The sequence below is a fragment of the Curtobacterium sp. 260 genome, from assembly GCF_030803485.1.
GTDB lineage: Bacteria > Actinomycetota > Actinomycetes > Actinomycetales > Microbacteriaceae > Curtobacterium.
Window position 1 is genome coordinate 205208 of record NZ_JAURUY010000003.1, and the last position, 19528, is coordinate 224735.

Genomic DNA, 19528 nt, shown 5'->3' on the forward strand with positions numbered 1-19528 from the left:
CGCTGACCCTGCGGCCGCGTCAGGCGGCGGGCTCGGCGCTCTGCGGGATCGGCAGGGCGATCTCGACGTCGGGGTCGTCCTGCCGGGCCGCCCGGATCATCGAGTTCGCGGTCGCGGCGAGCGGTACGGCGAAGAACCCGCCGGCGATCCCGCCGATCGTCGTGCCGGCGATCACCGCCAGCAGCACCGCGAGCGGGTGCACGGCGACGACGGACCCGGTCAGGAACGGGTGCAGCACCTGGCCCTCGAGCTGCTGCACGAGCACGACGACCCCGAGCATGACCAGGGCGACCACCCAGCCCTTGAACAGCAGTGCCAGGAGCACCGCGACGGCCCCGGCGGCGAAGGCCCCGACGACCGGGATGAACGCCCCGACGAACACCACGACACCGATCGGCCCGGCGAGCGGCACCCCGAGCAGGAACGCGCCGAGTGCGATGCCGATCGCGTCCGTCGCCGCGATGACGACCTGCACGCGGATGAAGTGCGTCAGGGTCGTCCACCCCGCCTCGCCGGCGACGCCGATCCGGTGCTGCGCGGCTCGGGGGAAGAGCGAGACGACCCACTCCCACATCCGCCGCCCGCCGGTGAGCGCGAAGATCGTCACGAAGGTCACGATGAAGAGCCCTTCGCCGAGGTGCACGAGGGTGGCGCCCGCGACGACGACGCCCTGCTGCAGTTCGGCGGCGTGCTGCTCGACGAAGGTCCTGGCGTCCGTCGAGAGCGTGTCGAGGTCGACCGACGGCAGGCCGAACGGCGGGTGCCGCAGCAGGTCCTGCACGGTGCCGATGAGCGCCACCGTGCGGTCCTCGAGGCTCGGGAGCTGCTCGCTGACGCGCCAGACGACCAGGAAGACGAGCAGGGCGATCCCGACGACGAGCGACAGCAGCGCGAGGACGATCGCGAGCCACCCCGGGACACCGTGACGCTGCAGCAGGGCACTGAAGGGCACGAGCAGCGCGGCGACGACCAGCCCGATGAGCAGGGGCACCACGACGTTCGACAGGGTGAAGGCGATCCACCCGACCAGACCGACGGCCGCCGCGATGACGAGGATGCGACCGGCGAACACCGCGCCCGTGCGCAGGCCGGACGGGCGGGGAGCGGGTGTGGTGGTCACGGGGTGTCCTTCGTTCGGGGTGCTGGTGCCGCGGGAGCGGTCGAGCGCTCGGCACGGGGGTGCGTCACGTGGTCCGGTGTGCGTCGGGCCCAGGTGCGCTGCACGTGGTCCATCCACGTGACGACGACGGTGTGCGGGGTGGTGAGCGCCGCGATGAGGACCAGGTAGACGCCGAGGTCGGCTCGGCGGACCACGACGGCGAGTGCCACGAGCATCGCCACCGCGATCGCGGTGATCGGCCACGCCTGGCGGGCGAAGCGGAGGAACGGCGCGAGCAGCCGCCCGCGGTGCAGCTGTCCCGCGCTCGTCGGCTCGGTCAGCTCGAGGCGCAGGATGTGCCGGACCGCGTGCCACAGCGTGAAGTAGAGGCCGACCGCGAGCACCGGCGGTACGACGGCGAAGAACGCGACGAGTACGAGGTCCTCGGAGACCTGCCGCCAGCGCGGTCCGCCGGCACGGGCGACGACCACGACGTGCAGCACGACGAGCGCGGCGACCAGGACGGCGCCGGCGAGCCGGACCGCGCCGGGCACCACGAGCACGGCGCCGTCGAGCCCGCCGTCGACCACCGCCGCCGACTCGACGACCACGTGCGCGGCGGCACCCGGCTGCGCGACGAACGGCACGGTCATCGGCAGGGCTCCGCGCACCGCCACGGTCAGGGTGGACCCGAGCGCACCCGGCACTCCGTCGCCGAGCAGCCGGTCGACGAACAGGTCGCCCTGCCCCCAGTGGAACCAGGTGATCCCGACGAACACCGCGAAGCCGAGCAGCGGTGCGGTGGTCCAGAGCGCGACCGTCGCCGCGCCGACGACGAGGTAGAGCGCCACGACCGTGACGACCGACCGCGCGGTGCTCGTCCCCGGACGCAGGCGCGCGGGGACCAGGTGGTCGAGGGCGCCGTGGGGGAGCCCGAAGACCAGCACGCTCACCGCGAAGGGCACGAGCTGCACCGCCACGGGGACGGCAGCGCCGCTGAGCGTCGTGACGGCGCAGGCGAGTGCGACGAGCGCGAGCACCGCGGTCACCGGCGCGAGCACGCGGTCGGCGACCCAGGTGCGGAGGGCGGGCGGCGCTGCGAGCCCGTGGTCGGGCAGGACGCCCGCCGGCACCGCGGTCACGATCGGCCCCCGGACCGGACGGCCGTGTCCCGGTCCGTCCGGGTCCGGGCGAGCGCGTCCCGGTCCGTCCGGGTCCGGGCGACCGTGTCCCGGTCCGTCCGGCTGCGGACGGCCGCGTCACGGACGGTCCGCGCCAGTGCCGCCAGGAACGGGCGCTTCTGCAGCGCCAGGACGATACGCAGCTCGTCGATCGGGCCCGACCGCTCCGACAGGAACCGGACGACGAGGGGACCGGGCAGCGCGAAGAGCCGCCGGAACGCCTCCGCTGCCTGCTCCGGCCGGTCCCGCAGGAACCGCAGGAACACCGCGTCGAGGAAGCGCGTCCGCCACCCGTCGACGAACGGCGGCACCGCGGTCCCGGCGGCGAGGTGCTGCGCGACGACGGCGCTGTGCCGGTTGCTCCGGGCGAAGCCGTAGCCGCTGCTCGGTCGGGTCGTCCCCACGACGGCGGTCGCTGCCGACCACCGGGCGTCGGGCCGTGCCGGTGCGTCGGTCATCGGGATGCACCCGCGTTCCTCGTCGACCACGCGCCACTCGTCCGGACCGAGCCCCCACCGTCGCCCGACGTAGGCGGCGACGTGGCCCTCGTGGTCGAACGGGTGGGCGGCGTCCGGGGTGAAGACCGTGCTCTCGACGAGCGCCTCGGTGGGGGAGACCGGCAGGACGTAGACGAACCGGACGGGTCCGACGGCGTCCTGCCCGGTGAAGTCCATGAGCGTCACGGTCGACGTGTCGAACACGGGTCGGTCGGCGGTCACCCAGTGTCCGACGAACCGCTGGTGCAGGAGCACGCGGCCTGCTCCGACGTGGTCCGGGCACCGGGGGCCACGGGCGTCGAGCACCTGCCGTGCGCGCACCGTCCCGAGCCGGGAGGTCACGACGCACCCGTCGTCGGTGCGCACGACCGTCGAGACGGGGGCACCGCCGACGACGCGGACGGTCCCGGCGGTGTCGTGGCCACCCGCGGCGATCCGTCGCTCGGCGGCCTCCCGACGATCGGCGGCCCGGACGAGCACGTAGGGGTGTGCGGGGTCGGTCCCGGTGCTCGTCCCGTGGTCCGTGCGGACCTCCCACCGGTCCCAGCTCGCCGACCGTGCCTCCGGCAGGGGATCGCTGCCGTCGTCCCACGAGCACCACGAGCGCGGGTCGGACGTCGAGCGCCCCTCGAGCACGAGGACGGTCGGTGCGCCCGCGGCGCCGGCCTCGGCACCAGCACCGACACCGGCACCGACACCGGCACCGGCACCGGTCTCGGCCGCGGCCTCGGCCTCGGCCTCGGCCTCGGCGAGCCGGATCGCGGTGGCCAGGCCGGAACAGCCGGCCCCGACGATCGCGACGTCGACGGTGCCGGGCAGGGCCGGACGGACGAGGCCGGGGGCCGGAACGCCGTGCGCACCGACCCCCTGGCTGGTCGCGACCGTCGGGTCAGCGACGAGCACGCTGCGCACCGGGGGCGGTGGCGTGCTGCGAGTGGTGCGCCGTGGCGGTGTTCGGGAGCGTGCCGTCGGAGAGCTTCTCGGACGAGATCCAGAGCGCCTCGGGGAGGGTGTCGACGCCGGTGCGGACGTCCTCGGCGGAGCGGAGCTTGGCGATCTTGTGGATCATCGAGCCGAAGCCGACCTTCGCGACGATGTCGGCTGCCGACAGGACGATCTGCATCCACGTGATGACCGCGCCCCCGTGCCCCCAGCCCTGCAGGCCGAAGACGACCGGGTACGCCATCCACGTGACGATGAGCAGGATCCCGGCGTTGCGGAGCGTCCCGGCGGCTTCGGTCCCCGTGAGGTCACGGCCGCCCTTGACGACGACGTAGACGACGAGGACGTACAGGATCACCATGAAGACGCCGGAGATGACGCCCCAGGTCCAGAGCGCGCCCGTGTTCGTGCCGGAGTCGATGACGACGCCGCCGACGAAGCCGGTGCTGATCATCAGGAACGCGGCAGCGATGCCCACCGCACGCAGTCGACGGGCCGCGGCACCGGCGAGGGTGGCGACGGCGATGAGCTCGATCACCAGCAGCGGCACGGTGACGGTCCAGTCGAAGTAGCGCGGCGCCCAGGACAGGATCGCGTTCGCGTTCGGCACCCAGGACGCACCCTTGCGGTCGTAGCCGATGGCGAACTCGAGCACGAGCAGGACGTACGACAGGAACGCGATGCCGGTGATGCACAACCCCGCGTACACGCCGCTGCGGTACCGGCCGGTGACCTCGCTGACCGAGACCCACGACTTCACGAAGAACGCGAAGAGCGCGAGTCCCGCGACCGAGAGTGCGTAGACGATGAGCGTGTGCTCCGCGAGCGTCAGCGTCGCGTTCCACGGAGCGAGTGCATCCGACATGGGGGTCCTTCCGGGGGATCGAGGGTCAGCGGGACACCGCCGACCAGGAAAACTTGCTCCTGGGCAACCGTCGCGGTTCCCAGGCCCGGCTGCGGATGGGGTACAGCGCCGTCCGTAGCGTGGTGATCCCGAACGAACCAGGGCACGATCGCGCCCGTCTCACCCCCAGGGGTGGTCCTGAGAGGATCCAGATGTCCGAGCGCATCCGCGTCGCACTCGTCAACGACTACGAGCTCGTCCTGCGCGGCCTCGCCGACCTGCTCGCCCCGTTCTCGGACCGGCTCGAGGTCGTGCAGCTCGACGCCCGCCACCGGGTGACCGTGGACGTCGACGTGGCGCTCTACGACACGTTCGCCCAGCCGCAGCCCGACGACGAGGACGTGACCCGGCTGGCCGCGAACCCCCGCATCCGGGCCGTCGCCGTCTTCACGTGGAAGATGGACCAGGACCTCATCGACGCCGCCGTGTCCCGTGGCGCGACGGGCTACTTCGCGAAGAGCTCGACCGCCGAGCAGCTCGCCGACGGGCTCCTCCGCGTCGCGGCGGGCGAGCGGGTGCTGGACGAGCCGCGACGTCGGGTGGCGAGCGGGCCGGGTGTCGACTGGCCCGGCCGCGAGCTCGGGATCTCGGACCGGCAGTCCGAGATCCTCGCCCTGATCACCCAGGGGAAGCGCAACGACGAGATCGCCGACCTGACGCACCTCAGCCCGAACACGGTGAAGACCCACATCCGCACGCTCTACAGCAAGATCGGCGCCCGGACCAGGGTCGACGCGGTGCTGTGGGGGACCGACCACGGGTTCCGGCCCGACCACCGCAGCGTCGACCGGGCCACGTCGCCGTAGGCTGGCCCGGTGGGCGACGACGATGAGCAGCAGTCACGAACGGAGTCGTCCGTCGTGGACGCGTCGGTCGTCGGGCTCGGCATCGTGCTCCGCTCCCTCGCTCCCGCGCTCGAGCAGGTGACGCTGCAGCAGTACCGGATCCTCGTCCTCCTGGCCACCCGTGGGCCGCTGCGGGCCGGGGACCTGGCCGTCGAGCTCGGGCTGCTCCCGTCCGGCATCACCCGGATGGTGGACCGTCTGGTCCGCGACGGGTGGGTGACCCGGAGGACCTCCGGTCGCGAGGTCCTGGTCACCGCCGGTGACGACGCCCTCGCGCTCGTCGAGCACGTGCTGGCGCGTCGGGCCGTCGAGTTCCGGGCGGCGCTGCGCCGGATGACCCCCGAGGAGCGGTCCGCCGTGCGCACGGCGGCGGACGCGCTGGCGCGCACCGCGGTCGCGGACCCGGTGCTGGACGCACAGCTCCTGCTCGCGACCCCACCCGGACGGTGATCCCCGGGTCGTACCGTGGGGGCGTGACGATCACGCTGACCAGGACCGACCCGCAGGGCGCCGACCGGGAGGCCCTGGTCACCTTCCACACGTCGGCCCGCTTCCCCTTCCACGTCCGTCCGCAGCCCACCCGCGTCGACCTGGAGCGCGCGATCGACCGCGGTGCGTTCCGCGACGACGAGCACGACTCGTGGTGGCTCGACGACGAGCGCCTCGGACGCGTCGGGCTGGTCGTGCTCGAGGACCTGCAGGACCCGGCACCGCTGCTCGACCTGCGGCTCGCCCCGGCGTTCCGTGGGCAGGGACTCGGGGTGCCGGCGCTCCGAGCGGTGACCGACCACGTGTTCCGCACCATGCCCGACGTGACGCGCTTCGAGGGGCAGACGCGCGAGGACAACACCGCGATGCGACGCGTGTTCCTGCGCGCCGGGTGGGTGCAGGAGGCGCACTACCGGGAGTCGTGGCCGGTCGAGGGCGGAGCACCGCTGGCGTCGGTGGCGTACGGCGTCCTCCGGCGGGACTGGGAGACGGGTCGGGTGACGACGTTCGCGTGGGACGCCGTCACGCTCGACGACTGACCGAGGAGTCGTCGCGATCAGCCCGACTCGTCACGATCAGCCCGACTCGTCACGATCAGGACGGCTCGTCGACCAGGGCGGTGAACCGACTGCCGACGCCGTACACGAGGTGTCGTGTCGTCCCGGCCGCGGGCGGCGGCACCTGGTCGTGGTCGTCGCACACGAGCAGCGTCCAGTCCGGCCACCACTTCTTCGGCCGCTCCTGCTCGGAGAACCCGCAGACGGCGCACTCCAGGTGCGTCCAGACCTTCTTCGTCCCCGTGCGGTTGCCCCGGGACTGCACCAGCCAGGCGGGCGGGTCCTGCTCGATGCGCTCGAGCTCGGCCTCGCCGATGTGCGACGGGATGCCGTGGCGAGCGGCCATCTCGAGGGGGATGTCGAGCCGGATCGCGGCGTCACGGCGGGAGAGCATCCGTACAGGGTAGGTCGTCCCGAGGTGTGCGGGTGCGCCGGTTCGCGCGTCGCCACCCGGCCACCCGGGTCATCCGCGCGGAGGATCTTGCCTGAGCCCCCGTTCAGCCCACGGTGGAACGACCGGTGCTGACCGGGACTTTCCCGTCTGCCCCTCGGGCGGGGGACCAGCCGCGCGCCCAGGATCCTCCTACTCTGCGCGAACCGACAGATTCCCGTTCTGTCACCTGACCCCTGGGGGAACCCGTGCGCCGTAGCACCTCCACCGCCCGACGCGCCTGCGCCGTCGGCACGACCATCGCCCTCGTCGGCCTCACGACCGGCCTCGGCATCATGACCGCGACGTCGGCCTCCGCCGTCGAGCCGACGACGAGCACCGCCGTCGCGGACGGCGGGACCACGTCGACGGTCGCCCCGAGCACCGACGCGCCGGGCACGGAGGCACCCGTGACGGGGACCCCGACCTCGGACGCCCCCGCCACCGATGCACCGTCGACGGCTGCTCCGACGACCGACGCCCCCGCCACCGAGACCCCCGCCACCGACGCGCCGACCCCGTCCGAGGGCGACGAGCCGACCGGCTCCTCGACGACCGCCGACCGCCCCGCGGCCGCCGGCACCGTGACGATCGACGGCGTCGCCGCGGTCGGGTCGAAGCTCACGGCCGAGCCCTCGGGCTTCACCGCCCCGACGAACCTCAGCTACTCGTGGACCGTCGACGGCACGTCCGTCAGCCAGGGCCAGAGCTACGTGGTGAAGCCCACCGACGCCGGCAAGGTCGTCATGGTCACCGTCACGAACACGCAGGGCGGGATCGCCGTCGAGTCCGAGTCGGCCCAGACCGACCCGATCACGCAGGCCCCGGTCTTCGTCGACGAGGACGGCGAGCCGGTCACCGACGGCACCACGACCGAGGGCGACCTGGCCCTCACCGCGACCGCGGGCGAGGCGTTCTCGTACACCTTCCGCGCGACCGGCTCGCCGAAGCCCGTGCTGGCCCTCGACTACTACAACACCGAGGACGGCGAGGACGCGGACGGCTGGACCCCGGCCGACCAGCTGCCCGAGGGGATTTCGTTCGACCCGGCGACCGGCGTGCTCAGCGGGACGACCGTCGATGCCTCGTACTGGGACTTCGCCGTCACCGCGACGAGCGGGACCGAGACCGTGACGCAGACCGTCGAGCTCGACGTGCAGGCCGCCGCACCGGTCGGGCTCGAGGCGACCGCGGTCGACCGCGCCGACTTCATCGACTACGCGAAGGCCGGCTTCCCGGTCGGCTGGTTCGACGACGAGGAGACGAAGAAGTCCGGCTCGCTCCGGTCCTGGATCATCAAGGCCGACGGGTCGGTCGTCACCGAGCACACCGACTGGGAGCAGACGCCCTTCGCCGGGTCGGAGTTCATCGACGAGGTCCCCGGCGGCACCCCGACCGTCCCGCAGGGCGGCACGCTGCTGCTGTCCGGCACCCTGGTCGACGAGTTCGGCAACGCGGTCGAGGACGAGGAGGACGACCTCGGCGTGACCACCATCGACGTCCGCTCGAACGTCGCGTCCGACGTCGTGGAACAGGACTCCCTGCTCGGTGACTCGGGCTTCGTCGGGGTCACCTTCCCGCACGCCTCGGTGCACCGCCTGACGGTCAGCGCGTCCGACTTCAGCACCGCGTTCGACGTGCAGGTGACGCCGACGCCGGTCGCGGCCGTCCCGGGCGGCACCACGACCCCCGCTGCGGTGCAGCACGGCACCGCGTCGGCGCCGAAGGGCCACGGCCGGCTCGCCTACACCGGCGCCGACGAGACCTCGCCGATCGCATGGGCACTCGGTCTGCTCGTCGCCGGTGCCGGCCTGATCGGCGCACGCACGCTGCGTCGTCGACGCGCCCGTTCCTGACCCGGTCCCTCCCGTCCGTCAGGTGCCCACCTGACGGACGGGAGGTTCCTCCCGCGGCCCCGCCACGTCCCTCCCGGACGCAGCGGGGCCGTCGCGCGTCCGTGGACAGGTGGGTCAGACGGCGATGCGGCCGCCGTCGACGGGCAGGACCGCGCCGTGCACGAAGGACGCCGCGTCGGCCGCGAGGAACGCGATCGCCTCGGCGACCTCCTGCGCGGAGCCCGGGCGACCCGCCGGACCGGCCGCGGCCAACTGGTCGAGTGCCTCACCCATGGCCGCGGTGCCCTCGGTACGGGTCGGTCCGGGGCTGACCGCGTTCACGCGGACGCCGGAGGGACCGAACTCGGCCGCCCACGACTTCGTCAACAGGACCAGCGCCGCCTTGGTCGAGCCGTACAGGCCCATGCCGGCGGCGCCGAACTCGGCGACCATCGTGGTCACGTTGACGATCGCACCCGTGCCACGCTCCGCCATGCCCGGCGCGAGCGCTGCGACGAGGAAGTACGGCGCCTTGACGTTGAGGTCGTAGACCTCGTCGAACCCCTCGGGCGTGGTGTCGGCGGTCGGGCCGAACGGGAAGATGCCCGCGCTGTTCACGAGCACGTCGACCCGACCGTCACCGATGCGCAGCGCCGCAGCGGCGAGGGCCCTGGCGCTCTCCGCGTCGCCGAGCTCGGCGCGCACGAAGTCTGCGGTACCGCCGGCCGCGCGGATGCCGCGGACGACCTCCTCGCCGCGCTCGGCGCTGCGGCCGGACACGACGACGTGCACGCCGCGCGAGGCGACGAGCTCGGCGGTCGCGCGGCCGATGCCGCTGGTGGAACCGGTGATGAGGGCGGTGGTGCTCATGGGACAGTCCTAACTGAACAGATCTGTTTGGTTTGTGGTGCTGGTAACTGTACAGATCGGTGCAGTAAAGTCAAACCATGGCCGAGCCCACCAAGACACGCCGCCGTCCCGCGTACGAACGCGCCGTCGCGACCGCCGACCGGCTGTTCTACGAGCAGGGCATCCACGCCGTCGGAGTCGACCAGGTCGCGGCAGCAGCGGACATCTCGAAGGCGAGCCTCTACACGCACTTCCGCACGAAGGACGACCTCGTGCTCGGCTACCTGCGCGGCCGGAGCACCGCCTGGCAGGACCACGTCGCGACCGAGCTCCCGCAGCGCGGGGCGACACCGCAGGAGCGGATCGTCGCCGTGTTCGCGCTGCTCGGCGAGTGGTTCGACGAGCCCGGTTACCGCGGGTGCCCGTTCATCAACGTCGAGGCCGAGTACGGCGCCGGACACCCCACGCACGAGGTGACGCTCGAGCACCGCGACTGGGTGCGCGGACTGTTCAGCGGCCTCCTGGCAGAAGCCGGCTCCGCGGACGTCGACGGCACCGCGCTCCAGCTCTGCCTGCTCTACGACGGCGCCATGGCCAGTGCGCAGGCCGACCCGTCCCGACCGTGGGCCCGGGCGGCAGCGGCAGCCGCACGGGCACTGCTCGGACCGGCGCTGTAGCCGGTCCGCCGGGAGGGGCGCGGCCCGACCTCGTGGTCACCGGGCGCGGTCGGGCGCCGGCCTGCTGAACAGGTTGACGACGTTGCCGTCGGGGTCACGGACCAGCGCGGAGCGGTTGCCCCAGGGCATCGTGGTCGGCTCGAGGACGACGTCCTCCGGTCCGAGCCGGAGCTCCGCGAAGGCGCCGTCGACGTCGGCGACCGCGAACTCGATGAACACCGACCGGTTCGTGGCGGGCGCCAGGGCCCCGCCGAGCATCGCGACGGTGGCGGTACCGGCGATCGCGAGGGTCGCGCCGGGTCCGGTGAACTGCGCGAAGACGGGCGCGGGGCGTTCGGCGCGCTGGCCGGTGACCCGCTCGTAGAAGGCGACGAGGCGGTCGAGGTCGTCGGTGACGATGCGGATGGATGCGAACGACAAGGGGTCCTCCGGTGGTGCTGGTGCTGACGTGGTCGGCGCCCAGCCTCACCGGGGGTCGCGACACCGTCCTGTCGGTGTTCGCGGGATCCCGTCCGTGTCCGCGGGATCCCGTCGTGAGAGCGCGGACGCGGTCAGTCGACGACCGGGCGCAGTCGCCCGTACTCGATGCCCAGGTCCTCGGTCCGGAGCACGCGCCTCGGTGGTCGTTCGTCGGTGACCTCGATCGCCACCATCCGGTCGGCGCGGAACGCACGGACGCCGTCACGCAGTCGGCACCACGCGACCAGGTACCACTGCCCGTCCTTCTCGATCGATCCCAGCGGTTCGACGTCCCGGATCGAGACCGCGCCGTCCGCAGCCCGGTACCGCAGGCGCACCACCCGGTCCGCACCCAGCGCCTCCGCGAAGGCGACCGGCGTGACGGGGTCCTCGTCAGCCTCCAGGAAGTGCACCCGGGACGCAGCGGCACCAGCGCGAGCCGCGTCGCGGTCCGGCATGACCGCGAGCACCTTGCGTGCCGCGGTCCGGGCGGCCTGCCGGAACGGGCTGTTGCCGAGGGCGCCGAGGCCGATCAGCACCGCGAGGGCCTCGTCCGGCGTGAAGCCGGCGGGGCCGAGCGTTGCCGATGCGTCGATGACGTACCCGCCGGTGCGGCCGGGCTCGGCCCAGATCGGCAGACCCGACTGCTGCAGCGCCGCCAGGTCCCGCTCGACGGTCCGCACGGACACCTCGAACCGCTCCGCGAGACGGCGTGCGCTCCGCGGCCGGGGTGCGGCGGCCCGGAGCTCCTCCACGATGCCGTAGAGGCGGTCGGTGCGGTTCACGGACCCATCATCCGGCAGGGCGGACCGGTCCGCGGACGTCGGGTCCCCGAGCGCCCTGCGGTGCGACGGTGCTCACACCTTCGCGAGCCGACCAGGCGGGAGTCGGGCCAGCACGCCCCCCGGGCAGCGCCCCCTGCGCGACGCAGCATCTCGATCCGGCGTTCGGAGCGCCGCGAGCGGATGCTTCTCGTTGACTCAGACGACCGTCAGGCCGTCAGACCGCTGTTACCTTCAGCCCATGAGTACCGGGCATGGCAATGCACCGCTTCGCTTGACTCCGGCGGTACGGATCGCAGCGGTGCTCGCCGCCGCGTACGGCTTCTCGCTCGTCGCGCTGGCAATCGTGCTCGCCACGGATTGGGCCCTCCATCGAGGAAACGTCGGCCACCTCCACAGCCTCGCTGCGTCTCGCGGGGTCGTGTACTTCATCGTTGCGTGTATCGCCGGCGCTGCTTTGCTGATGACGGGCAGCGTCCGAGCATGGCGCGGCGCGAGGGGGCTTCCAGCGCTCATCCCCCTCGGGCTCATCGTTGCCATCGGTTGTATCGGCGAGCCGATCGACATCTTGACCGGTCAGAGCTTGAGCTCCGACATCACCGGTGTGGCAATCATCTGCGCCGCCGCCCTCCCGGCAGTACTCCTGATCCTGCCCCGAAAGGACACTGCGTAGCGATCGGCTGATGAAACGGCGGCCGTCTGGCCGTCAGCCGATGCCGAGCAGCGGTCTCGCTGACCGATCGGCTATCGAGACCCAATCAGTGGTGGCCGTGGACGACGGCGTGGCCGAGGCCGCGGCTGATCATCCACCGGTTCACGGGGGTGGTGACCACGAACGCGACGGCGAGGGAGAGTGCGAGGGACCCCCAGAACAGCCACTGGTTGAGCTGCGCGTCCATTGCTCCCGGGATCGCGATCACGACCGTGTTGTCGATGATCTCCATGACCGCGATCGAGACCGTGTCTGCTGCGAGAGCGACCTTGAACGCCGCTGCGAGTGTCAGGCCGGACTTGATGACGCCGCGCATGGTGAGTGCGTAGCCGAAGATGAACGCGAGGACGATCGACAGGACGATGGTGCCGGCGTTGTGGAAGCCAGCAGCGGTGCCGATGACCATGCCGAAGACTTCACCGATCGCGCACCCGGTGAGGCAGTGCAGCGTCGCTTGCGCTGCCATCGACCACGTCGTCGTTCCGTGGTCGGCGTGCTCGTGTGCGCTCATCTGGTGGTGCTCGTGCGTGTCCATGCTGCTCCGATCTGACGCGGCTGACGCCAACAGTTCACCGATACCCCTGGGGGGTACCATGCGCTGTAACGCAGAACTCTTTTCTGTGTTCCCGATCCGCCCGGTCGCGGCGGGTTCGGTGAGATTCGGACACCGGGTTGCCGTCGCCGTCTGGGGTACCGCACCATGGAAGCGCTCATTCGACCCGTTTGCTTGAAAGATTGATGCTCGCCACCACCGCCTCTCCGCGTCGTCGGCTGCTGTTGCAGCCCACGGCGACGTTGGCGTTGCTGCTCCTGGTCGGGTTCACGGTCCTGATGCACTCGACGGCCGGGCACACCGCTGGCCACGAGCACCCGATGGCTGCTCCCGCGGGCACCGCCGAGCACAGCCACGTCGCGGCCGCTGGCGACGACGAGCACGCGGCTCCCGTGACTGCGGTGATGACCGTCCTCACCGATACTGGCTGTGACAGCGCTTTGTGCGCGCTGATGTGCTCCCTGATGGGGATGGCGTGTGCGCTGACGGTCGCCCTGTTCATGTGGGTGCTGCTGCGCGCACGGACCGGCGGCATCCTCTACCTGATCGCGCGGCTGCTCGCGCTCGCTGACCGGGTGCCGCGCCGCATCGCGGCGCCGAAACCACCGTCTCTGACGGCGTTGCAGATCATCCGCATCTGATCCGCCCCTTGCGGGAACCCACCCCCGAAGGGCGGCTCTCGCATGCCCAGATCCGGGAGGCGTCCGCCTACCCGGAACACCTGACGCATCCACGGGAACGGAAAGATCATCATGCACACCACCACCACGCGCACGCTCGCTATCGCTGCCGCGCTGACCCTCGGCCTCACCCTCGCCAGCTGCTCCGCCGGCAGCAGCAGCTCCGACGCCGACTCGTCCTCGTCCTCGTCGTCGACGTCGACGGCGTCGGCGTCGGCGTCGGCGCACAGCGACCAGGACGTGATGTTCGCGCAGATGATGCTGCCGCACCATAAGCAAGCCGTCGAGATGAGCGACATGCTCCTCGCGAAGGGCTCGGGCGTCGACACCGGCGTCACCGACCTCGCGAAGCAGATCAAGGCCGAGCAGTCCCCGGAAATCAAGCAGCTCACCAGCTGGCTGAAGAGCTGGGGTGAGCCGACCGAGTCGGGGCACCTCGGGATGGGGCATTCCATGTCCGGCATGATGTCCGACTCCGACATGAGCGACCTCGACAAGTCGTCCGCGAAGAACGCGGGACAGCTCTACCTCGAGCAGCTGGTCCAGCACCACGAGGGCGCCGTCGACATGGCCAAGACCGAAGTCACCAAGGGCGCGAACATCGACGCCGTGAGAATGGCGAAGTCGATCGTGTCGGGCCAGACCGAGCAGATCACCCAGATGAAGGACATGCTCTCGTCCTTCTAAACCCCGGCGTGGGTCACGGCGGGGTCCCCCTTTCCCGCCGCGGCCCACGACCTGTCCCACACCCCTTTCTCCGAGCCGACTCCCGCTCGGGTCTCCCCTCCTTTCGGGCCTGCCGGCCACCATCACTCTCGAAGCCTGTCCGTGCCCCAGCAGCACCCCCAGACCCCCACCAGCCCCGCACCCCTGACCCACCGCTAAGCACTCGCCGCATGTTGAACGGATTGGCTGTCGAGATGCGAGCCGTAGCCTGCATTGCCGACTGGTTTGATGAACTGTGCGACGACAACCCGGAGAACCGAACACGCGCATGCCCAACCTGGCACTCGTGCTGGCGCTCGTCGCCAGATTCTTCTGGCTCCTCGCGCTTGCGCTGCCGATCTACTTGCTCGCCGTCATCGGCAACCTCCCCGGGGAGGACCCTGAGCGCGCCGAGCGGTCCCTCGTGATCGCTTCCGGCGCTTCCTTGAGTTCCGTGCTCCTCGCGGTCCCTGCAACGATCGGCTCTTTCGTTGTGCGCCGCGCAGGAGTCCGCAGAACCAGCGCCGGAGCGGAATCGACCTGAGATCCGTGTCCGACAGCTGATCGGCTACCGGGCGCGGAGTTCGAGGTAGTCGAGTGCCTGGCGGACCGTTTCTTCGAGCGCACGGGTGCTGTCGATGACGAGCCGCTCGTCCGTGCGGGGCTCGTACTCGTCGGCGGTGCGCTGTACCTCGTCCCACGTCGGCAACGTGAACCCTGGCAGGTCGTTCGCACGCTGTTCCACGCGGCGGCGGTGTTCGTCGGCGTCCGCGCACACGACCTCGATCACGCGAAGCGGTATACCGGCGGCATCTGCTGTCGACATCCATCCAGCCCGAGCGGCCGCTACGCCGCTCACCGCGTCCGCGATGACCGTCTGTCCTCGCCGCAGGTTGGGTACTGCGATGGCATGCATGATCGAGTACGCGGCGATCCCGGACTGCTCGCGTGGGATACCGTACTTCCACATGGCGCCTTCGATCGCGTCGACGCGGAGGGTCAGCGAGGGCGTCAACTCAGCGATCGCGGCAGACAGCGTCGATTTCCCTGCACCGGGAAGCCCGCAGATCTGGACCAGCATCGACGACTCCTTCGTTGGCCGTAGCTCCTTGTCTACCGATCATGGACGCGCAGCACCAGCGAGCGGATACGCACACCAGACCCCGAGGACGTGTGCGAATGCCGGTCCACCAGTGGGTCACGGCTCGCCTGCGGGAGCTTCGGACCCCTACGGACCCACTCCGGTGCGAACCCTGTCTCACATAGGTGGTCCGCGAACCATCTCAGTTCACGCACCCCGTACGGACGCCTCTTGACGCACCAGCGCTGAGCTGGACGTTCGTCGACGTGGCTGCTCCGTGCTGCCGAACAACGTGCCCACATCCGTACTCCAGACACGTTGTCTGGCAGTCGGACAAGTCAGCTGGCGGACGACAACAACTATGACTGTTCACTGAATCGGTCGCCCGAGGTCTCTCTATGTGCGCGCCCGCTCACGAAACTGTCGCGCGGGCTGCTCACGAAAAGCGTCGCTTCTACTCGCTGGCTCGGATATGGTCGGCCCGAGCTCAGTCAGCTACACCGGAGAAGAAGAGAACGGGGTTCGCGCAGGTGTCCGAGAACAGGTTCCAGGGTTTGATCCGTCGCGTCGCGGATCAGGTGCAAGCCGACTATGAGGAAGCTCGTCAGCACGCGCGCGAGCACGACCCTCAGCGGTCGGGCCATGAAGGTGAGGCGACCTGGATTCGGTTGCTAAGCGATTGGGGACCGTCCTGGCCCGTCGTTTCCCGGAAGTACATCGTTGGGCCGGGCGGTGACTCAAACGAGGTTGACCTCCTCGTCCTGAAGCCCGACTACCCGAGGCACTTGATGGACGACCCGTCAGTCCTCGCAAGCGGCGTAGCGGCTGCCTTCTCTGTGAAACTCACGCTACGGCCTCGGCACCTAGGCGAGGCCTTGCTGCAAAAACGTCGGCTGCTCGAGGTTGCCGGGGCGTCTCCGGGGTCAGTCCGCGAGGCCCTGTGCGGTCCGTTCCCATTCGGGCTTCTCGCGCACAGTAGCGAGCTTGCCCGGAACGCGACAGACTTCCGCGCTGCGATTCAGGACTTCCATGAGAGGACCGCCTACAGTTCTAAGGACCCGCTGGTCCGGTCGCCGCGGGAGGAACTAGACGCTCTACTCGTCGCCGATCGCGCGTTCTTCAGCGCACGACGCGTGTCATTGGCCCCGGCGAGCGTTCCTGGTACCGCGGCCAATTGGGAGCCAATGTCGTCGTTCAACAGCTATCACGGAGCAACGGCAGATCTCCCCGGAGCGCCCTTGGCTCAGTTCGTCACGTGGCTGAGCCAGACACTGCTCCCGCCGGGAGCCTCGTCCCTCGCAACGTTGGAAGCCATGTTTGGCGCAGACGCATCGTCAGGCAAGGCGACCCAGTGGCCGCGTTCAATCTATCCGGATGGGATGCTGCAGCAGGGAAGCATGCTCCTCAACGACTACGGGAATCCTCTGCTGTTCTGAATCTACGTAGCCCTGCGCTCAGAGACCCCAGTCTCGACCGCTGCCGCGAACGTCAGGCGGCGAGAAACCAACCTTTTGGTGCTAGCGAGTGTCGGTACCCGCTTGTACTGTTAGCTCCCCGAAGTAGCACCATCTCGAGATCCGGGATGCAGGGGAGCCGTCTATTGCGCAGCTGGGATGACAGTGCAATCGTTCTGCCCTCAATAGGCGACACATCCGGCTGCTTCGATTCGCGAGGAAGCGGCGCAGTATGACGAAACAGACGACGAAGGGGCCGAGCGAGGGCCGGGATCGCGACACCGCGGTGCATCGGACGGCTGTACCGGAGAGCACACGCCTGCGGCTCTGGGCCAAAGCCGCAGGACGGTGCGTCCTCTGTGCGACCTACCTCTTGGACGGCGCCGATTGGACTTGGCATGCGATCCCCAACGGGCAGATCGCACACATCGTCGGAGCAGGATCGGGCAAGGAATCGCCTCGAGGCGATTCTGCGCTCGCCGCCGACGAGCGCGCGTTCGAAAAGAACCTGATGCTCCTCTGCTATTCGTGCCACAAGAGGATCGACGACAAGGCCTACCGCGACCAGTACACGGTCGAATTCTTAAGCGCCAAGAAGCTGCTGCACGAGAACCGGGTGCGGGAGGTCACCGACTTCGCGACGCTTCGGCCGACTTCCGTTGTGACGGTGAGCGCTGACGTCCGCGGGACAAGAGCACCAGTATCCCTTCCGCAGGTTGCGGAGGCGCTACGTGCAGAGGGCTACACGGGTATGGGGGAAGACACGCGCAATGGGGTCTTCTCCGTTCATCTCCCTGGGAACGACGATGACGGATGGGCGTGGAACGCCCACCGGACGGAGATTGACCGGTTCGCGGCTCGCATCGCGGAGGCGGTAACCGCTGGCGACGTCGAGTCGCTTAGCGTCTTCGCTCTCGCTCCCATCCCGTCGCTCGTTTACCTGGGCTCCAAGCTCGACGACAAGACGGAGACTCGACTCTTCGCTCGGAAGCGCACCGATGCGGTGACCGCCTGGGCGTGGAGTGATGACGACGGTGACGTCCCCGTATTCGACACCGTCCTGCGCACCGGCGACGCGAATGAGGCCACAGTTCTCGTCGAGCTGAGCGGACCGGTGAAAGAAGAACGTCTTCCCGGCCGCCTGAGGGAGCTCCCCAGGGTCACCATTGCGCCGAAGGACGAATCGCCGCGTCCGGACCTTCTGGGCAGTCGCGCGGCCATGGAATCGTTCGCGCTCGCATGGAGGGATGCGCTCGCGCGCATCGAGAGTGAGCTTCCAAGCGTGCGCGTCCTGCATCTGGTCGCAGCCGTACCCGCGCCGGCAGCCATCACGATGGGACGGCATCATATGCGCGGTGCGCAGCCGAACATCGTCATCTATCAGCTCAGAAACAACACATACGAGATGGCTATGGAGGTCGGCGAATGACCGCGCGCATCAAGGAGTTCAATCTCTTCCTCCGCGACCACGTCAACCTCAACCAGACTCGTCTCGACCTCCTCCACGCCCGGACGTCCTCTCTGGACACGGCGCTGGAGGAAAGTGCGCTGCTCGAGGACAAGCTCGACGGAAGCCTCATCCCACAGGGCTCGTTCGCTCACGGCACCATCATCAAGCCGCTCTCCGGCAACGACTTTGACGCTGACGTCCTTCTGCCGATGGTCGAGCAGGTGGACTGGCAACCGAAGAAGTACACCGTGGAGCTCAAGAAGGCGCTCGATGCGGTGCCGCGCTATGCCGACAAGACTGTTCTCGGTAAGCGATGCGTGACGATTCAGTTCGCGAACAGTTTCCACATCGACGTCGTACCGTTCGTGGAGCGCGCCGACGGCAGGACCTACATCACTCATCGCACGAAGAACGAGTTCCTGCTCCAGGACCCGACGGAGTTCACCCGCTGGCTCAAGGACCAGAACAGCACGACCAACGGTCATCTCGTTCGCGTCATCCGCCTTACAAAGTGGCTTCGCGACCGCAGTTCCATTGACTGCCCCTCCGTTGTGCTCGGTGCGCTGCTGGCCGAGCGGGTGAAGAGCTACGCCGGAATCAATGACTACGGCAACATCGCGACAACCTTCACTGCCCTGCTCGAAGACCTCCGCGACTACCTCGACATGCACTCCGCCCCACCGTGGGTGGACGACCGGATCGGCCAGAACCTCGCGGATCGTCTCACACAGACAGGGTTCGACAATCTCAAGAGCCAGCTGAAGCGCTGGGCTCGGCTCGCTCGCGAAGCCCTCGACGCTGAAGCATCCGACAGCGTTACGAAATGGCAGAAGCTGTTCGGGGTGTCGTTCGGTGCGAGCACGACATCGTCTCTCGCCCTGTCGGCCTCGGCCGCCGCAGCCGCAGCCGCACCGCCCACGTACGAGCACCAGATGGTTCCCGGAGAGAAAACCCTGACCGAGCAGTACGGCATCCCGGAGAGGCGGAACCCCGCATCGACGTTCCGAATACTCGGGAAGATGTCGCCGACTAAAAGGGGCCGGGGCCGTTTCCGTCCGCTGGCGATGAACGGCAACCTTGTCCCCATCGGCCGGGCCCTTGAGTTCCAGATCACGGACTGCACGGTGGACGGCCCCTACGACGTGTACTGGAAGGTGCGCAACGCCGGGCCTGAGGCTGCGAATAGGAAGGCCTTCCGTGGCGAGATCCTCAAACGTGGCGAGATCATCCGCGAGACCAGCGACTTCCCCGGCGCTCACTGGGTACAGGCCTGGATCGTGAAGGACGGAGTCGCCGTCGCCACCGCCACGCACGACGTCATCATCATGTCCCGCTGACCCGGTGCAG

The 19528-nt window shown here is 69.8% G+C and carries 22 protein-coding genes; 12 read left to right on the top strand and 10 right to left on the bottom strand.

Going from position 1 to position 19528, the window contains the following annotated elements:
* Positions 1-19 precede the first annotated feature (19 nt).
* Genes J2X59_RS05430 through J2X59_RS05445 form a run of 4 tightly spaced genes read right to left on the bottom strand, consistent with a single transcriptional unit; the run spans position 20 to position 4584 of the window.
* Entirely contained in the window at positions 20-1120 is a 1101-nt protein-coding gene (locus J2X59_RS05430) for an AI-2E family transporter (RefSeq protein WP_209684795.1), read from the bottom strand.
* Positions 1117-2241 (bottom strand): Brp/Blh family beta-carotene 15,15'-dioxygenase, encoded by a 1125-nt coding sequence (locus J2X59_RS05435; protein WP_326495955.1) that lies wholly within the window; start codon positions 2239-2241, stop codon positions 1117-1119. The genes J2X59_RS05430 and J2X59_RS05435 overlap by 4 nt, the downstream gene beginning before the upstream one ends.
* Positions 2238-3680, bottom strand: a complete 1443-nt coding sequence (locus tag J2X59_RS05440) for a lycopene cyclase family protein (RefSeq protein WP_326495956.1) — start codon at positions 3678-3680, stop codon at positions 2238-2240. Before J2X59_RS05440 ends, J2X59_RS05435 begins: the two co-directional genes overlap by 4 nt.
* Positions 3667-4584, bottom strand: coding sequence for a bacteriorhodopsin (locus J2X59_RS05445; protein WP_326495957.1), 918 nt, complete (start codon positions 4582-4584; stop codon positions 3667-3669). Before J2X59_RS05445 ends, J2X59_RS05440 begins: the two co-directional genes overlap by 14 nt.
* A gap of 191 nt (positions 4585-4775) precedes the next feature.
* On the opposite strand from J2X59_RS05445, the gene J2X59_RS05450 reads away from it, so the two are divergent.
* Genes J2X59_RS05450 through J2X59_RS05460 form a run of 3 tightly spaced genes read left to right on the top strand, consistent with a single transcriptional unit; the run spans position 4776 to position 6496 of the window.
* Positions 4776-5429, top strand: a complete 654-nt coding sequence (locus J2X59_RS05450; protein WP_326495958.1) for a response regulator transcription factor — start codon at positions 4776-4778, stop codon at positions 5427-5429.
* Positions 5430-5438: 9 nt separating this feature from the next.
* A complete protein-coding gene (locus J2X59_RS05455) occupies positions 5439-5918 on the top strand; it encodes a MarR family transcriptional regulator (protein WP_326495959.1) in 480 nt (159 codons plus the stop codon).
* Between the two features lie 23 nt (positions 5919-5941).
* On the top strand, positions 5942-6496 hold the full coding sequence (locus J2X59_RS05460; RefSeq protein ID WP_326495960.1) for a GNAT family N-acetyltransferase: 555 nt from the start codon (positions 5942-5944) through the stop codon (positions 6494-6496).
* 55 nt (positions 6497-6551) lie between these two features.
* Here J2X59_RS05460 and J2X59_RS05465 read toward each other — a convergent pair whose 3' ends face one another.
* Positions 6552-6908 (bottom strand): hypothetical protein, encoded by a 357-nt coding sequence (locus tag J2X59_RS05465; RefSeq protein ID WP_251160770.1) that lies wholly within the window; start codon positions 6906-6908, stop codon positions 6552-6554.
* A 245-nt stretch (positions 6909-7153) separates the two neighbouring features.
* Here J2X59_RS05465 and J2X59_RS05470 point away from each other — a divergent pair, with 245 nt between their 5' ends.
* Entirely contained in the window at positions 7154-8800 is a 1647-nt protein-coding gene (locus J2X59_RS05470) for a putative Ig domain-containing protein (protein WP_326495961.1), read from the top strand.
* A gap of 114 nt (positions 8801-8914) precedes the next feature.
* Here the strand turns inward: J2X59_RS05470 and J2X59_RS05475 are convergent, their stop codons facing one another.
* The gene (locus J2X59_RS05475) at positions 8915-9649 is read right to left on the bottom strand and encodes an SDR family NAD(P)-dependent oxidoreductase (protein WP_326495962.1); all 735 of its coding nucleotides are present in this window, start codon (positions 9647-9649) and stop codon (positions 8915-8917) included.
* 77 nt (positions 9650-9726) lie between these two features.
* On the opposite strand from J2X59_RS05475, the gene J2X59_RS05480 reads away from it, so the two are divergent.
* A complete protein-coding gene (locus tag J2X59_RS05480; protein ID WP_326495963.1) occupies positions 9727-10305 on the top strand; it encodes a TetR/AcrR family transcriptional regulator in 579 nt (192 codons plus the stop codon).
* A 36-nt stretch (positions 10306-10341) separates the two neighbouring features.
* Here the strand turns inward: J2X59_RS05480 and J2X59_RS05485 are convergent, their stop codons facing one another.
* The gene (locus tag J2X59_RS05485) at positions 10342-10725 is read right to left on the bottom strand and encodes a VOC family protein (RefSeq protein ID WP_251155633.1); all 384 of its coding nucleotides are present in this window, start codon (positions 10723-10725) and stop codon (positions 10342-10344) included.
* 131 nt (positions 10726-10856) lie between these two features.
* Entirely contained in the window at positions 10857-11549 is a 693-nt protein-coding gene (locus tag J2X59_RS05490) for a helix-turn-helix transcriptional regulator (RefSeq protein ID WP_326495964.1), read from the bottom strand.
* A 238-nt stretch (positions 11550-11787) separates the two neighbouring features.
* On the opposite strand from J2X59_RS05490, the gene J2X59_RS05495 reads away from it, so the two are divergent.
* The gene (locus tag J2X59_RS05495; RefSeq protein ID WP_326495965.1) at positions 11788-12219 is read left to right on the top strand and encodes a hypothetical protein; all 432 of its coding nucleotides are present in this window, start codon (positions 11788-11790) and stop codon (positions 12217-12219) included.
* An 85-nt stretch (positions 12220-12304) separates the two neighbouring features.
* On the opposite strand, the gene J2X59_RS05500 is transcribed toward J2X59_RS05495, so the two are convergent.
* Positions 12305-12793 carry a DUF4396 domain-containing protein gene (locus tag J2X59_RS05500; protein ID WP_326495966.1) on the bottom strand — a complete coding sequence of 163 codons (489 nt, stop codon included), beginning with the start codon at positions 12791-12793 and terminating at the stop codon, positions 12305-12307.
* Between the two features lie 203 nt (positions 12794-12996).
* On the opposite strand from J2X59_RS05500, the gene J2X59_RS05505 reads away from it, so the two are divergent.
* From J2X59_RS05505 to J2X59_RS05515, 3 genes are all read left to right on the top strand, one after another.
* A complete protein-coding gene (locus J2X59_RS05505; protein WP_326495967.1) occupies positions 12997-13452 on the top strand; it encodes a hypothetical protein in 456 nt (151 codons plus the stop codon).
* Between the two features lie 111 nt (positions 13453-13563).
* A complete protein-coding gene (locus J2X59_RS05510) occupies positions 13564-14178 on the top strand; it encodes a DUF305 domain-containing protein (RefSeq protein WP_326495968.1) in 615 nt (204 codons plus the stop codon).
* 307 nt (positions 14179-14485) lie between these two features.
* The gene (locus J2X59_RS05515) at positions 14486-14740 is read left to right on the top strand and encodes a hypothetical protein (protein WP_326495969.1); all 255 of its coding nucleotides are present in this window, start codon (positions 14486-14488) and stop codon (positions 14738-14740) included.
* Between the two features lie 24 nt (positions 14741-14764).
* Here the strand turns inward: J2X59_RS05515 and J2X59_RS05520 are convergent, their stop codons facing one another.
* A complete protein-coding gene (locus J2X59_RS05520) occupies positions 14765-15277 on the bottom strand; it encodes an AAA family ATPase (RefSeq protein WP_326495970.1) in 513 nt (170 codons plus the stop codon).
* 398 nt (positions 15278-15675) lie between these two features.
* On the opposite strand from J2X59_RS05520, the gene J2X59_RS15895 reads away from it, so the two are divergent.
* The 3 genes from J2X59_RS15895 to J2X59_RS05530 all read left to right on the top strand — a co-directional run bounded on the left by J2X59_RS15895 (position 15676) and on the right by J2X59_RS05530 (position 19518).
* Positions 15676-16713, top strand: a complete 1038-nt coding sequence (locus J2X59_RS15895) for a DUF6602 domain-containing protein (protein ID WP_442781411.1) — start codon at positions 15676-15678, stop codon at positions 16711-16713.
* 250 nt (positions 16714-16963) lie between these two features.
* On the top strand, positions 16964-18160 hold the full coding sequence (locus J2X59_RS05525) for an SAVED domain-containing protein (protein WP_326495971.1): 1197 nt from the start codon (positions 16964-16966) through the stop codon (positions 18158-18160).
* On the top strand, positions 18157-19518 hold the full coding sequence (locus J2X59_RS05530) for an SMODS domain-containing nucleotidyltransferase (RefSeq protein ID WP_326495972.1): 1362 nt from the start codon (positions 18157-18159) through the stop codon (positions 19516-19518). Before J2X59_RS05525 ends, J2X59_RS05530 begins: the two co-directional genes overlap by 4 nt.
* Positions 19519-19528: the final 10 nt, after the last annotated feature.

Coding starts and splice junctions, on each gene's coding strand:
- J2X59_RS05500 (WP_326495966.1), bottom strand. CDS start 12,793: ATGGACACGCACGAGCACCACCAGATGAGCGCACACGAGCACGCCGAC.
- J2X59_RS05530 (WP_326495972.1), top strand. CDS start 18,157: ATGACCGCGCGCATCAAGGAGTTCAATCTCTTCCTCCGCGACCACGTC.
- J2X59_RS05495 (WP_326495965.1), top strand. CDS start 11,788: ATGAGTACCGGGCATGGCAATGCACCGCTTCGCTTGACTCCGGCGGTA.
- J2X59_RS05445 (WP_326495957.1), bottom strand. CDS start 4,584: ATGTCGGATGCACTCGCTCCGTGGAACGCGACGCTGACGCTCGCGGAG.
- J2X59_RS05510 (WP_326495968.1), top strand. CDS start 13,564: ATGCACACCACCACCACGCGCACGCTCGCTATCGCTGCCGCGCTGACC.
- J2X59_RS15895 (WP_442781411.1), top strand. CDS start 15,676: ATGTGCGCGCCCGCTCACGAAACTGTCGCGCGGGCTGCTCACGAAAAG.
- J2X59_RS05465 (WP_251160770.1), bottom strand. CDS start 6,908: ATGCTCTCCCGCCGTGACGCCGCGATCCGGCTCGACATCCCCCTCGAG.
- J2X59_RS05525 (WP_326495971.1), top strand. CDS start 16,964: ATGACGAAACAGACGACGAAGGGGCCGAGCGAGGGCCGGGATCGCGAC.
- J2X59_RS05515 (WP_326495969.1), top strand. CDS start 14,486: ATGCCCAACCTGGCACTCGTGCTGGCGCTCGTCGCCAGATTCTTCTGG.
- J2X59_RS05505 (WP_326495967.1), top strand. CDS start 12,997: ATGCTCGCCACCACCGCCTCTCCGCGTCGTCGGCTGCTGTTGCAGCCC.
- J2X59_RS05475 (WP_326495962.1), bottom strand. CDS start 9,649: ATGAGCACCACCGCCCTCATCACCGGTTCCACCAGCGGCATCGGCCGC.
- J2X59_RS05480 (WP_326495963.1), top strand. CDS start 9,727: ATGGCCGAGCCCACCAAGACACGCCGCCGTCCCGCGTACGAACGCGCC.
- J2X59_RS05520 (WP_326495970.1), bottom strand. CDS start 15,277: ATGCTGGTCCAGATCTGCGGGCTTCCCGGTGCAGGGAAATCGACGCTG.
- J2X59_RS05450 (WP_326495958.1), top strand. CDS start 4,776: ATGTCCGAGCGCATCCGCGTCGCACTCGTCAACGACTACGAGCTCGTC.